This window comes from Nocardia mikamii NBRC 108933, assembly GCF_001613505.1.
GTDB classification, from domain to species: Bacteria; Actinomycetota; Actinomycetes; order Mycobacteriales; family Mycobacteriaceae; genus Nocardia; species Nocardia mikamii.
On the sequence record NZ_BDCM01000012.1, the window covers coordinates 581,576 to 593,545 of the forward strand.

Genomic DNA, 11,970 nt, shown 5'->3' on the forward strand with positions numbered 1-11,970 from the left:
CCTATCTGTCGTTCTTGTGTGCACGAGGTGGCGCGTCTTCCCGGCTCCGATCACCCCGAGCGTCGTGAAACTTCGTGATACCGGCCCTGAAAACACCGCTCTCCCAAGCTTTTTGCGCCGCGATGTCCTCGCGGGCAAAGGCCGACTCGATCACGTCCAGCGCCGGGCGCAGCAGGGCGAGGTGAAGTGCGGTCGTGTTGTTTTCCGGGGTCCACTCGACGACCAGATCGACCGCGCGCGCGAGCAGCCGCTCGGGTTCGACGATTTCGTCGAGGAGCCCGATCTCCAGCGCCTCCGTGGCGGCGACCCGGGGCGATCCGAGGACCATGCGCATCGCGTGGTTACCGACGAGACGGGTCAGCAGCACGCTCGAGGCGTTGGAGATGGCGATTCCGCGACTGTTCTCCGGTTGGAAGTATTCGGTCGCCGGCGTCCCGATCCGGGCATCGCAGCACAGGGTGATTTCCGATGCACCGCCCACGGCGAGACCGTTGACAGCCGCGACGACGGGAACCTTCGTCTGCAGGATCGCGCGGGTGATGTCGTGGAATGTGGCGACGGCTGCGCGCAGGTCCGCGTACGACGTCGGTGGTGTCGTGAGGTCTTCGCCCGCGGAGAAGGCTCGCCCTTTCCCGGTCAGGACGATTCCCCGCACGTCGTCGCCCGTTCCGAAGTTCCGGATTGCGCTCGCCAGGCGCAGCCTGGTGTCGACGTTCATCGCGTTCAGCTTTTCCGGCCGATGCAGGGTCAGGACGGCGACATCGCGTTCGATCCGGATGTCGAGGGAGTGTGCCGACGGGGCGCTCATCCGCGAGTTCCGTTCTCGCGCAGGTCGTAAACGATTCCCGGGCTTTCGGCGGCACGCGCCGCCAGCGCCGGCTTCGACACTCGCTCGGACGGGGTTCGCGGGAAATCATCGACGAATTCGACGTAGCGCGGGACTTTGAAGCGGGCCAGCTCCTGGCGCGCTCGCTCGATGATGCGGGCAGCGGTCGCACGCTCGGCCGGGATGCCGGTAGCCAGCCGGATGTAGGCCTTGACCTCTTCTCCCAAGATATCGTCGGGTTCGCCGAGGACGGCTGCCGATACGACCGCGGCGTCCTTTTCCAGGACGGCCTCGACCTCGGCACTCGCGATGTTCTCTCCTCCCCGCCGAACCATGTCCTTGATCCGGCCGACGAGGCGGTAGCGGCCGTCGCAGCTGCGAACGACGACGTCGCCGGTGTGCAGCCAGCCGTCGCGCAGGGTGCGTCCGGTGGCCTCGGCGCGGTTCCAGTAGCCCAGCATCATCGGTCTACCCGACAGGATCAGCTCACCGGGTTCGCCGTCAGCCACGTCGATGCCGTCCGCGTTCACCACGCGCGCCCGCTTCGTGGGCACCGGCCGCCCGAGGTTCCCGCTTCCCACGTCGCCGGTATCTTCCGGAAGGCTGACCAGGTCGCAACCCGACTCCGTCAGACCGTAGATCTCCCGCCACGGCGCACCCCACCGCTCCTCCAGCTGTCGATGCAGTCCCGTCGGGATCCCCGAGCACATGATCAGCCGCAGGTCGTTGTCCCGGTCGTCGGAGCGTGGTGGCTGTTTGAACAGGAGGGTGGGCATGGCGCCGAGAACGTAGGTGAACGTCGCCCGATGGCGTCGGACGTCGGCGAAGAACCCCGAGGCGGAGAACCTCGGCAGTACCACCAGCGGCGCCCCGATCGTCAAGGCCAGAGCGGTATTCCACTGTGGGTCGATGTAGGAGAACGGCTGGGCGGTGAGCAGAACGTCGTCCGCGTGCAGGCCGGCGGCCGCCGCGCAGATCCAGCCCAGCCGGACCCAGTAGTCGTGAGTCAGCATGCACGCCTTGGGGAACCCGGTGGTTCCGGAGGTGTACTGCAGATTCGCGAGAGTGTCGCCGGTGACCGGCACATCGGGGGCCCGGTCGGGGAAATCCTCGGAGCCGTCGGCGGCGATATCGATAATGCGTAGATCCGACAGATCACGCTCGGCGTGCGCCACGTCGCGCAGCAGCTCCAGCTTCTCCCCTTCCGAGAAGACGACGCGGGCCCCCGAGTCGCGCAGGACGAAGGCCAGATCCGCCCTGCGATAGGAGCTGTTCACCGGCACCGTCACGGCGCCGGCCTTGAGCGTCGCCAACCAGATCACCGGCCACTGCACGAGATTGGGCAGCATGATCGCGACCCGGTCACCGGGTGCTATGCCGTCGACCTCGATGAGTCGACGGGCCAGGCGCGAGGTCCAGGCGTCGATACGACCGAACGTCCACGACTCGTCCCCGACCCGGAGGAACTCGCGATCCGGTGATATCCGGGCACGCGTGGTCAAGAGTTCGACCAACGTCGCCGACGCCGGATCGTCCCCAAGGCGATTCCGGACGATCACCGGCCGGCGGACCGCGTCTCGGGTCGATTCGATTGCGTTCACAGTTTCTCCTCGCAGTGTGATGCCGGCCATAACCGTAGCCAAAACATAGTCATTTGACCCAGCCAAATGGCCAACTTCTGGGGTGCACCCGCCCCGCCGACCATGATCGGACGGTCATGGACAGTGATATGTTCGAGTTAGACTTGATCAATCGCCCAACTCTTTCAGGAGGCAGCAGTGCCACGGATCCCTGCGACCGAACGACGCAACGACCTCGTCAACGCAGCCATCCAGGTGATCGCCACCCACGGCGTCGACGGCGCCACCACCCGCCGTATCGCCGAACAAGCCGATGCACCGCTGGCGACCCTGCACTACTGCTTCGACTCCAAGGAGGTTCTGTTCGCGGCGGTGTTCGAGCGAGTAGCCGCCCGGTACCAAGAGGTGATCGTCGGCAGCGACGTGCACGGCGATGTGACGACCACCGCCAGGGAACTGCTGCGTGGAATCATGGGCTGGTATTTGGATTCGAAGGAATTCAGCGCCGCAACCATCGAGCTCATCAGCTGGGCACAACGTCAAGAGGGAAACCCCGCAAGCATCGTCTACAACCAGGCCTATGCCGTCCTGCGCTCCATCCTCGGAGAGGCGAACAGCGACGGGGCGCTGTCCGCCGAGACGATCGATGACATCAGCTATGTCGTCGCCGCGCTCTCCGACGGATTCGCGCTCAACTGCCTCCACTTCGGCACTCCCGAGGAAGAAGCCCGGCGAATGGAGTTGAGCATCGCCGTCCTCGACTCGTGGCTGGCCGCGAAGCTCGCGCCGCCGGCCTCGGCCACGCCGCCGACCCCCGGACCTGAGGTCGAGCAGAAGACCGGACTGAGCTCGTTGGTCTCCTGGGTGAACGTCGGCTGAGAGCACCGATCGTCGCAGCCCTCGGCTACCACCGCCCGCTCGGCGTCTCCGGGCAGACCGGGCCGGCGCCCCGAAAGGCTTGTGCCGGCCCGGCATTCCGCTTGCGACAGAAGGCGTGCTGTCCATAATCCGACGCCGCAGGGTCTAGCTGGGCCGGCCGACGCACAGCCGCTCGGCCGCTGCTCCGACGACCCAACTCAGTGCCCGGTCGTCCCGCTCCATCCACTCCGGATGCCATTGCACCCCCAGCACGGGAGCACCGGGGAGCTCGATCGATTCCACGACGCCGTCCACGGTCCGGCCCGTGACCACCAAGCCGTCGCCGCATTCGTCGACGGCTTGGTGATGCCAGGAGTTGGTGACGGCGTGGTCTCCGAAGAGGGCCTGCGCGATCGATCCGGGCTGGAACGACACCACATGATCGGGGCCACCGTCGGTGAGCGCGGACCGCTCCGACAGATGCTGTACCGGTCCGGCCGGGAGATCGGGGATCAGCGTGCCACCTCGCGCCACATTCAGAATCTGCAGGCCGCGGCACACCCCGAGCACCGGGGTATCGCTCTCGATCGCCGCGCGCACGAGCGCCGATTCGTAGGCGTCCCGTTCAGGGTCGTGCACCATCGGATCCGACCGCGCATCGATCGCACGCACCACCGACAGATCACCGCCCCAGCAACCGGGATGCACGTCCTGCCCGCCAGTGATGACCACTCCGCTCAGCCAATGGCAGGCCGCGACAGGGTCGGCGTCGTAGGGCAGTAACACCGGGATCCCGCCCGCACGCGCGATGCGGTCCGAGAAGTCGGACATGAACGCGTCGGTGAGACGGTCCGCGTATCGGGAGTCCAGCCCGTTGATCAGTCCCAACCGGAACCGTCGGCCGGTGATGCCGATGAGCGGTCGCACGGCGGTCGCGGTCTCGCGTACCGCGGTCACGGGAACTCGAAGTAGCGCGCGGACTCCCATTCCGAGAGTTCAGCGAACGGGTCACCGCCGCCGGTGTGGAATTGCATCCACTCCCATCGTCGGGTTCCGATCCAGTAGTCGATGAACTCGTCGCCGAGCAGTTCGCGGAGAAGGGGGTCCGCATCGAGGGCGTCGGCCGCCTTGGTAATGGTGTCCGGCAGGCGCTTGATTCCTGGCGGCATGCACCAGGCCATGTCGGATACAGGCTCCGGGGGCTCGATTTCGCGCTCGAGTCCGGCGATCACACCGGCCAGCACCCCCGCGGTCGCGAGATAGAGGTTCGCGTCGGCACCCGGGAGACGATACTCGAGCCGGGCGTAGGTACGGTGCCCGCACACGGCACGGACAGCGGTGGTCTTGTTGCTGATGCCCCAGCTCACGGTGACCGGCGGACCGCTGAGATCCACCAGCCGCCGGTAGGAAATGATCTGCGGCAACACGATCGAGGTGTTGCCCTCCAGCGTCGCGAGCAGTCCGCCGATAACGTGGCGCATCGTCTCCGAGGGACCGCCCTCGGCGTAGAACGCGTTCACGCCGTCGCGCTGCAGCGAGAGGTTGATGTGCGACGCCTGTCCGTATCCTGCGGTGGGTTTGGCCATGAACGTGACCGAATGTCCCTGCTCGAATGCGACTTCACGCATCACCTGCCGCGCCCGCGCCCAGGCATCGCACACCGCAATCGGTTCGCCCGGAACAAGATTGAGCTCCACCTGCCCGGCGGCATCCTCATCGCTCCACGCCTCCCACTCGATCCCGAGTTCGTCGAGGCGCCGCGACACCGCCGTCATGTAGTCGATCCAGTCCTTCGACTTCGCGAGGTGGTAGGCGGTGCCCGCAGTCCCGCCGAGGGGAGTCAGATCGCGGTAGCCCTTGGCCCGTGCATCATGGATCGATTCCTCGAACAGGGTCGCCTCGATCTCGACGGCGATGGTCGCGATGTATCCCGACGTCGCCAACCGATCGACCATCTTGCGCAGCAGATTTCGCGGACAGATGGGTACCGGCGTGCCGTCTTTCAGCCAGTAGTCACCGATCACCGATTCCAGCCCCGGCTCCCACTCGACCAGCGTCGCCATATCGGGTTTGAAGCTGACATCGTCGAGATGACCGCGCCACCCCGGATAGGCGAAGCCCATGCTGGGGGCATTGCCGAGGTCGAGGCCGAACAGCAGGTCGGCGAAATTGAATCCCGCCGGAGCGCTCGAATCGAACTTCTTCGGGGAGACGTTCTTACCGAGGAAGCATCCCTCGTGGTTGGTGGCCTCGAGCCGCACGGCCCGGACGTCGCGGCCGCGGACACCGAATTCCGAAGCAGCGGTGGAGATTTCAGACATCGAAACGAGCCTTCCACGATGCGCCGATCATGACGGACAGCTGAGAGAGGGTGCCTTGGACCCCGAGGGCACCGGTAGCGAGGGTCGCGAACAGATCGTCGGCACCGGAGAAGACGCCGGCCAGCGTGTCGGGCGCGCCGGCGATCACATAGTGGGTCTCCCCCTCACCGCAGACAGCCTGTTCCACTCCCTCGGGCCCCTCGGTGACAGCAATGAGGACGTCCGGGACGCCGGGCACCGAACGCGATACGGTCCAGAAGTGCTCGGCGGCTGTGCGCCAATCGGGTAGCGGCGGGCTCAACGCAGTCAAGGCGTCGGCGGCCGGTTCCTGGTCACCGATCGGGTCGCCGACCGGGGCGAACCTTGCGTTCAGGTCGACGGTGGCGATGGCGTCGGCGTCGTTCAGGGCCCCGCTCGACACCTCGACGACCCCGTCACCGTCGAAGACGATCGTCGCGGATTGCGGCGTGTCGTGTGAGCGGATCGCCACCGTCGCAGCGGCTCGCCGCAGCGCCGGCAAGGCGTGGCCGGCGCGGGCGGAATCTCGCAACGTCCGGCCGATCAGCCGGACGATCGGTGTGGCGTCCTCCTCGATCCGTATGTCGATACCTCCGGCCGCGGCGGCGCTCGGCACCACGCGGTCGATCGTGGTTTCGGTCATCTTCCAGTCCTTTCGACTCCGCGAGATCGTGTGGCGCGCGCTGCTGCAGACCTCGAATAGAACGTGACCGTCATAGTCTGTTGTCTGGGTCACGTGACTATGATCGTGAGGCACAGGTCACTCGTTGTCAAACACTCGAATAGGAACGCCGATGCACATATCGCCACCCACGTACTGGGAACTGCTGGATGCAGACGCACAAATGGCTGCGCGGGCCATTGCGGCCGCACTCCCGAAGCCGCTCCGTGAGCTCGGACCCGAAACCGCCCGGGAGCTCCTGGCGACACCACCGCAGCCACAGCCCATGAACACCGTCGGTAGCGTCGAGAATCGCGAAATTCCCTCCAGAGCAGGAACTTTGGCCGCGCGGATATATCGGGATACCGCCGCGACGGACGCCCCCGCTCTGCTCTACATGCACGGTGGCGGGTTCATCCTCGGCACTCTGGACGGCGTCGATGAGCTCTGCCGGGTCATCGCGGCTCGTTCGGGTTTCGTCGTCGTCTCACTGGCCTATCGGCTGGCTCCCGAGAATCCGTATCCCGCGGCGCTCGACGACTGCCTCGACACCTACTTGTGGCTCCGCGAGCATGCGCGCGACCTCGGCATCGAGCCCGACTTCATCGCGGTGGGCGGCGATTCCGCGGGCGGGGCCCTCGCGGCCGGACTCTGCCTTGCGCTCCGCGACAGCGAGCAGCCGCTGCCGATGTCGCAGGTGCTGGCATACCCGCCGGTCGATGACTCCTTCGCCACCTCGTCGTGGACAGAGTTCGCCGACGCGCCGCTGCTGACCAGCGCAGACGCCAAATGGCTCATCGAGCAGTACCGCGGCTACGACTACCGGGACCATACCGACCCGCTGGCCGCACCGATGCGCGCGAAGTCGCTCCACGGCTTGCCGCCGGCATTGATTCTCACCGCGGAAGTCGACCCGATCCGCGACGATGCGGAGGCCTACGCCGCGCGTTTGCGCCGGAACGGCGTTGCGGTCACGACGATCCGCTACCCGGGCGTGTTCCACGGATTCTTCACCGAAGTGGGCGTCTTCGCGAAGACGGAACAGGCCATCGAGGACGTGTGCGCGTACCTGCGCGGCTGGGCTCGACGGCAGCACAACGGGGGCACACTTCCGAACATTGTCATTTGATCAACTAGAAAACTGGCAGGTGGAGCTGCCAGACAACCAGCAGACCGCCCTTTATTTGCGAAGAGTTGGTCAAATACCTTGATCACATGACTACGTTCCTTCTACCGTATGGCGCGGATCACAACTCGGCGCGGTGACTGCCCGCAAGTGCGCGGATGAGGCCGCCGGTTTCTACGGAGAACGAACCATGACTGAGATCAATGAAACGACCGGCCCCGGCCGGAATTCGACCGCCGGGGCTACCCCGCCGAGAGGGGTGCTGATCGGAGTCGGCGCCCTGCTGGTCACCCTGACCAACGCGATCATCTTCGTCCTGCCGCCGCTGCTGCCGATCATTCAGGCGCAGTACGGACTCGCCACGGTCTCCGAAACCACATGGATCTACACCGTTCTCACGCTCGGCGGCGGGGCCGGCTTCATTCTGCTGCCGCGGCTCGCCGACGTATTCGGCGACCGTAACGCGACCGTGTTCGCCGCCGGATGCCTCACGCTGGGAGCGCTCGTCCCCGCCCTCGGCGATTCGTACCCCGCCCTTCTTATCGGTGCCGCCCTGATGGGGATCGGCGGGGCAGCTCAGCTGCTGCCCTTGGGATTTCTGCGACGGAACCTGGCCGACAACGGAGTCGCGACGGCAGTCAAGGTTCTGGTTGTCGCCACCGGGATAGGCATCGTCGTCGGCATGATCGGCGGCGGCCTGATCGTCGAGAACCTGTCCCTGCGTAGCTTCTTCTGCATCCTCACTGCCGCCTTCGCGGCGACGACGGTCGTGTCGTTCGTCGTCATCCCACACTCGCCGCCCGCGGAGCCTTCCGGTCGGATCGGCGCGCTGGGTACGGTGTGGATGATCGCGTGGGTGGCCGCTCTGCTGCTGGCTTTGACCCAAGGATTGGTGTGGGGTGCCGGGGCGCTCATCCCCCTGGCCGCGGGTGTCGTCGGTGGCGCCGTGTGGGTGCGCGTCGAACGTAGATCCTCGGCAGCGGTATTCGACGTCGCCATGCTGAAAGCGCCCTTCGTCGCCGCGGCAAGTGTGTCGATCACCTTGTTCGCCGCAGTGAACGCGGCATTCCTGTTGCTGCTCAGCACCTACAGCCAGGTCGATCCCGATTCTCTCGCCCCCTCGGACGCGTATGGGCTCGGACTCTCCGCGCTGCACACCGGACTACTCATGGTGCCGTTCGCCGTGCTGTTCCGGGTCGGAGGCCGCGTGGCCGAGGGGCCGATCGCCAAGGGACACGCCGCCCGTATCTTCGTGGTCGGAGCACTCGTCTGTGTCGCCGGACTCGCCTGGCTGGCGCTCGCCCACGACCGCCCGTGGCAGTACCTCGTGGGCGCCGGCGTCGTCGGACTGGGCTGCAGCATGGGCTACGCCGCGGGCTTCACCGTGGTGCAGATCGCGGTACCCGAAGAGAAGGCCGGAATGGCCGCCGGCGTCGCGGGTACGTCCATGGCTGTCGGTTTCGCGTTCGGCACGGCACTGATCACCGGTGTCCTCAGCGCTTCAGTCGTTCACGTTCTCGGAACGGACGTCGGTGTCGCACGAGAGAGCTTGTACGGCACGAGTTACTGGATCTCGGCCGCCTTCGCTGCACTTGTTCCGGTGACTGTCCTGATCTCCCGTGCCCGTGCTCGCCGACGCGCCGCAGTCGCCGTGGCCTGAACGCCGAACACTTCCGACCATGACGGTTCCGAAACGAGGATCAGCGAAATGAACACGGACAACGTGGAATACATCACCTTCACCGGGTGGATCGAACCGCCCGACGATGTCCGCCCGGAATTGACCGACGACATCACCTGCGCGGTAGCAGTCGTGGGCGGCGGCTTGAACGGGATGTCGACGGCGTTGCGGCTGGCCGAGCGTGGCCGGGACGTGGTCTTGCTGGAAGCCGAATTCTGCGGGCACGGAGCCAGTTCCCGCAATGCGGGCCAACTGCCGGGTGCCCCCGGAGGCGACATCCAGCTTCTGAATTTCCTCTACCCGAAGAAGCTGCCGCACGTCGTGCGGTTCGCGGATCACGCCGAGCATCACGTCGAAGATCTGATCAGGGCGTACGACATCGAGTGTGAGTTCGAAGCGACCGGCAATGTCGCAGTGGCGGTTTCGCGAGGACAGCTGGGACGCGCGCGCCGCGTGGCCAGGATTCTGCAGCGGGCCGGCGCCAAGGCGGAGTTCGGTACGAGCACGGAGTTGGGCATCCCTCGCGGATTTCTCGGCGGGATGCGCGAGGCCACCGGCGGAACGATGAATCCGGGAGAGTTCACCAGGGGTGTGCGGCGAGCCGTCCTTTCCTCCAGCGCACGGGTTTTCGAACAGACCCGGGTCGCCGATGTCACGCGAGAAGGCAAGCACGCCGTCATCCGTACGCCCGGCGGTGTGGTGCGCGCCGACACGGTCGTCCTCGCGACGAATGCGTACGGCGGCGAGTTGGCAATCACCCCCAAGCACCTGTCCGCGCCCATCTGGGTGGTCGAGGTGGAGACCGAGCCGATCGACCCCGCTCGTCTGGCCGCGCTGGGGTGGACCAGCCGCGCCGGACTGATCACCCAGCACAACTTGATGGAGAACTACCGGCTCACCCCGCGCAACACAATCGTTTTCGGTGTTCGCCGGATCGAACGAGGAAAGCCTGGCCCGCTGCCCACCAAGCAACCGGATCCAGGGCTCGTCGCCGAACTGGCCCACGCCTTCGCCACACGATTCCCGGCACTGTCCGACGTCGCGGTCGCTCGGGCGTGGGGAGGCTGGATCGCAATCACCTCCTCGTGGCTGCCACTCGCCGGTCGGATCGACGACAACATCCTCTACTCGATCGCCTGCAACGGCCACGGATTGGCCCAGGCGCCCTACCTCGGATCGCTGATGGCGGACCTGATCATCGACGGGAAGCCGCACGAGGATCTGCAGGCGCTGTGGCAGCAAAAGCCGAAGTTCCCACCCCCGATGATGATGGGCCCGTGGGGATTACGCACCATCTGGGCCGTCGATCGGTTCAACGATCTAGTGAACGGGAGCCGACGTAACGCAAGGCGGGGCTCCACACCGGTGAGCTGAGCGAGCGCAACAAGGGCCCAGTTCATAGGCCCGCGATAGAGCGGTCCGGTTCGCGGCTGCCGACTGCCGGCAGGCGGCCAGCCCTTTCCGTGCGTCCGCGCCCACTCAGCCGGCGTCGCTGCGGACTCTCCGACGTCCGGCCGAGTGGGCCTCGGCTCTATCCCCCTGGAAGGCGACGTAAACGCTTTCGAGTGGTTGCCATGCTCGTTTGCAAATCTGAACCGTCACGGCCAGCATGCCCCTGCGACCAAGCGATCCACCGGCCCCCACCATCCGCCCGATCTCGACACCTGACGATGGACCAACCAGGAGTAGCTAGCTCAACGAAGCATCCACCCAACGACAGGAGCGCCTACCGAACCCAATGACCACGGAAAACACATTTGTCACACCTGCGTCAAAAGGCACAAAACACCCAGCTCGGTTCGAAACAGGAAAACGTCCATATTTCCGCAGATCAGACGGCTGCACAGGCCAAAAGCCAACCCGGACACAACGAAGGGGCAGAACCCAGAAAGGGCTCTGACCAGACAGTATAAGAATTGTGGTCCCAGCTGGTTTCGAACCAGCGACCTCTCGCGTGTGAGGCGAGCGCTCTCCCGCTGAGCTATGGGACCGGGATATTTCGGGGCGGCTGGAGTGCCGTTCCGAACGAGAAGGAACCTTAACACGCATCCCTGGGGTCACACCAAATCGGGGCCTGACCTGGACGTTTCAGTCGATCCGCGATGGACGGAACGTGAACGGGCGCAGAAGGTCTCGGGTGAGCCGATCGCCGCACGGTCGGCGCCCTCTGTCGGCGTGAAGCACTGCGGACAGTGGCTGGAACACCGTCCGCCGGGCCGCAGTTGCGGTTGCCTGCGCCCCGGAGGGAGGGGCGTAGAGAGAACCGACCGGACTGCCCGGCCGCCAGCGGGGGTGCAGTCGCCGCACCGAGCGGATGCCCTGTGGCCGTGGGCCGTCAGCGGCGCCGGAAGGACACCGCGCCTGTGTTCACCCCACCGGCGTCGCCCTATGGGAGGCACTGGCACGCACACCCCGGAAAACACACCCTTGTTATTCACTTTTACCCCCATCTACCAGGCGATTTGTTGAGCGTGCGGGTTGTGGGCTAATGTTCTCTCTCGCAGCCGGAAGGGGCCGAAAAGCCCCGGAGACGCAGCGTGCGGATGTAGCGCAGTTGGTAGCGCATCACCTTGCCAAGGTGAGGGTCGCGGGTTCGAATCCCGTCATCCGCTCGAAGGCCAACCCGGCCTTGGTTGGCGGTGTGGCCGAGTGGTGAGGCAACGGCCTGCAAAGCCGTGCACACGGGTTCGATTCCCGTCGCCGCCTCTGAGTAGGCGAACCACGCGCGATTAGCTCAGCGGGAGAGCGCTTCCCTGACACGGAAGAGGTCACTGGTTCAATCCCAGTATCGCGCACCAACGAAGAACAGGTCAGCCCCGGTTTCGACCGGGGCTTTCTTGTATCCGGACCAGAAACGAACGCGTCCGCCGTCCCATCGACTGGGATACGGTCGAACAAC

General features: G+C 65.8%; 9 protein-coding genes and 4 tRNA genes. 7 read left to right on the forward strand and 6 right to left on the reverse strand.

Translation table 11 applies throughout. The features are described 5' to 3' along the window. Position 1 precedes the first annotated feature (1 nt). Together NMI01S_RS17565 and NMI01S_RS17570 are read right to left on the reverse strand one after the other, a co-directional pair. Entirely contained in the window at positions 2–718 is a 717-nt protein-coding gene (locus tag NMI01S_RS17565) for an enoyl-CoA hydratase/isomerase family protein (RefSeq protein WP_245716906.1), read from the reverse strand. 86 nt (positions 719–804) lie between these two features. Then, positions 805–2,427 (reverse strand): class I adenylate-forming enzyme family protein, encoded by a 1,623-nt coding sequence (locus NMI01S_RS17570; RefSeq protein ID WP_245716907.1) that lies wholly within the window; start codon positions 2,425–2,427, stop codon positions 805–807. Between the two features lie 177 nt (positions 2,428–2,604). Here NMI01S_RS17570 and NMI01S_RS17575 point away from each other — a divergent pair, with 177 nt between their 5' ends. Further along, on the forward strand, positions 2,605–3,285 hold the full coding sequence (locus tag NMI01S_RS17575; protein WP_062998468.1) for a TetR/AcrR family transcriptional regulator: 681 nt from the start codon (positions 2,605–2,607) through the stop codon (positions 3,283–3,285). A gap of 144 nt (positions 3,286–3,429) precedes the next feature. On the opposite strand, the gene NMI01S_RS17580 is transcribed toward NMI01S_RS17575, so the two are convergent. The 3 genes from NMI01S_RS17580 to NMI01S_RS17590 are packed head-to-tail and all read right to left on the reverse strand — an operon-like array spanning position 3,430 to position 6,246. Beyond that, complete coding sequence (locus tag NMI01S_RS17580; RefSeq protein ID WP_062998470.1) at positions 3,430–4,221, reverse strand: gamma-glutamyl-gamma-aminobutyrate hydrolase family protein; 792 nt, start codon at positions 4,219–4,221, stop codon at positions 3,430–3,432. After that, positions 4,218–5,585, reverse strand: a complete 1,368-nt coding sequence (locus tag NMI01S_RS17585) for a glutamine synthetase family protein (RefSeq protein WP_062998472.1) — start codon at positions 5,583–5,585, stop codon at positions 4,218–4,220. The genes NMI01S_RS17580 and NMI01S_RS17585 overlap by 4 nt, the downstream gene beginning before the upstream one ends. After that, positions 5,578–6,246: a hypothetical protein gene (locus NMI01S_RS17590; protein WP_062998474.1), complete on the reverse strand. Its 669-nt coding sequence runs from the start codon at positions 6,244–6,246 to the stop codon at positions 5,578–5,580. The genes NMI01S_RS17585 and NMI01S_RS17590 overlap by 8 nt, the downstream gene beginning before the upstream one ends. 304 nt (positions 6,247–6,550) lie before the next feature. On the opposite strand from NMI01S_RS17590, the gene NMI01S_RS17595 reads away from it, so the two are divergent. From NMI01S_RS17595 to NMI01S_RS17605, 3 genes are all read left to right on the forward strand, one after another. Beyond that, positions 6,551–7,393: an alpha/beta hydrolase gene (locus NMI01S_RS17595; RefSeq protein WP_245716908.1), complete on the forward strand. Its 843-nt coding sequence runs from the start codon at positions 6,551–6,553 to the stop codon at positions 7,391–7,393. 187 nt (positions 7,394–7,580) lie between these two features. Continuing rightward, the gene (locus NMI01S_RS17600) at positions 7,581–9,050 is read left to right on the forward strand and encodes an MFS transporter (protein WP_062998773.1); all 1,470 of its coding nucleotides are present in this window, start codon (positions 7,581–7,583) and stop codon (positions 9,048–9,050) included. 48 nt (positions 9,051–9,098) lie between these two features. Beyond that, positions 9,099–10,445, forward strand: a complete 1,347-nt coding sequence (locus NMI01S_RS17605; RefSeq protein WP_062998478.1) for an NAD(P)/FAD-dependent oxidoreductase — start codon at positions 9,099–9,101, stop codon at positions 10,443–10,445. Positions 10,446–10,990: 545 nt separating this feature from the next. On the opposite strand, the gene NMI01S_RS17610 is transcribed toward NMI01S_RS17605, so the two are convergent. Next, positions 10,991–11,062, reverse strand: a tRNA-Val gene (locus tag NMI01S_RS17610). A gap of 548 nt (positions 11,063–11,610) precedes the next feature. Between NMI01S_RS17610 and NMI01S_RS17615 the strand changes: the two genes are divergently transcribed. The 3 genes from NMI01S_RS17615 to NMI01S_RS17625 all read left to right on the forward strand — a co-directional run bounded on the left by NMI01S_RS17615 (position 11,611) and on the right by NMI01S_RS17625 (position 11,869). After that, positions 11,611–11,683, forward strand: a tRNA-Gly gene (locus NMI01S_RS17615). 23 nt (positions 11,684–11,706) lie between these two features. Continuing rightward, a tRNA-Cys gene (locus NMI01S_RS17620) sits at positions 11,707–11,777 on the forward strand. A 17-nt stretch (positions 11,778–11,794) separates the two neighbouring features. Further along, positions 11,795–11,869 (forward strand) — tRNA-Val (locus tag NMI01S_RS17625). Positions 11,870–11,970 lie beyond the last annotated feature (101 nt).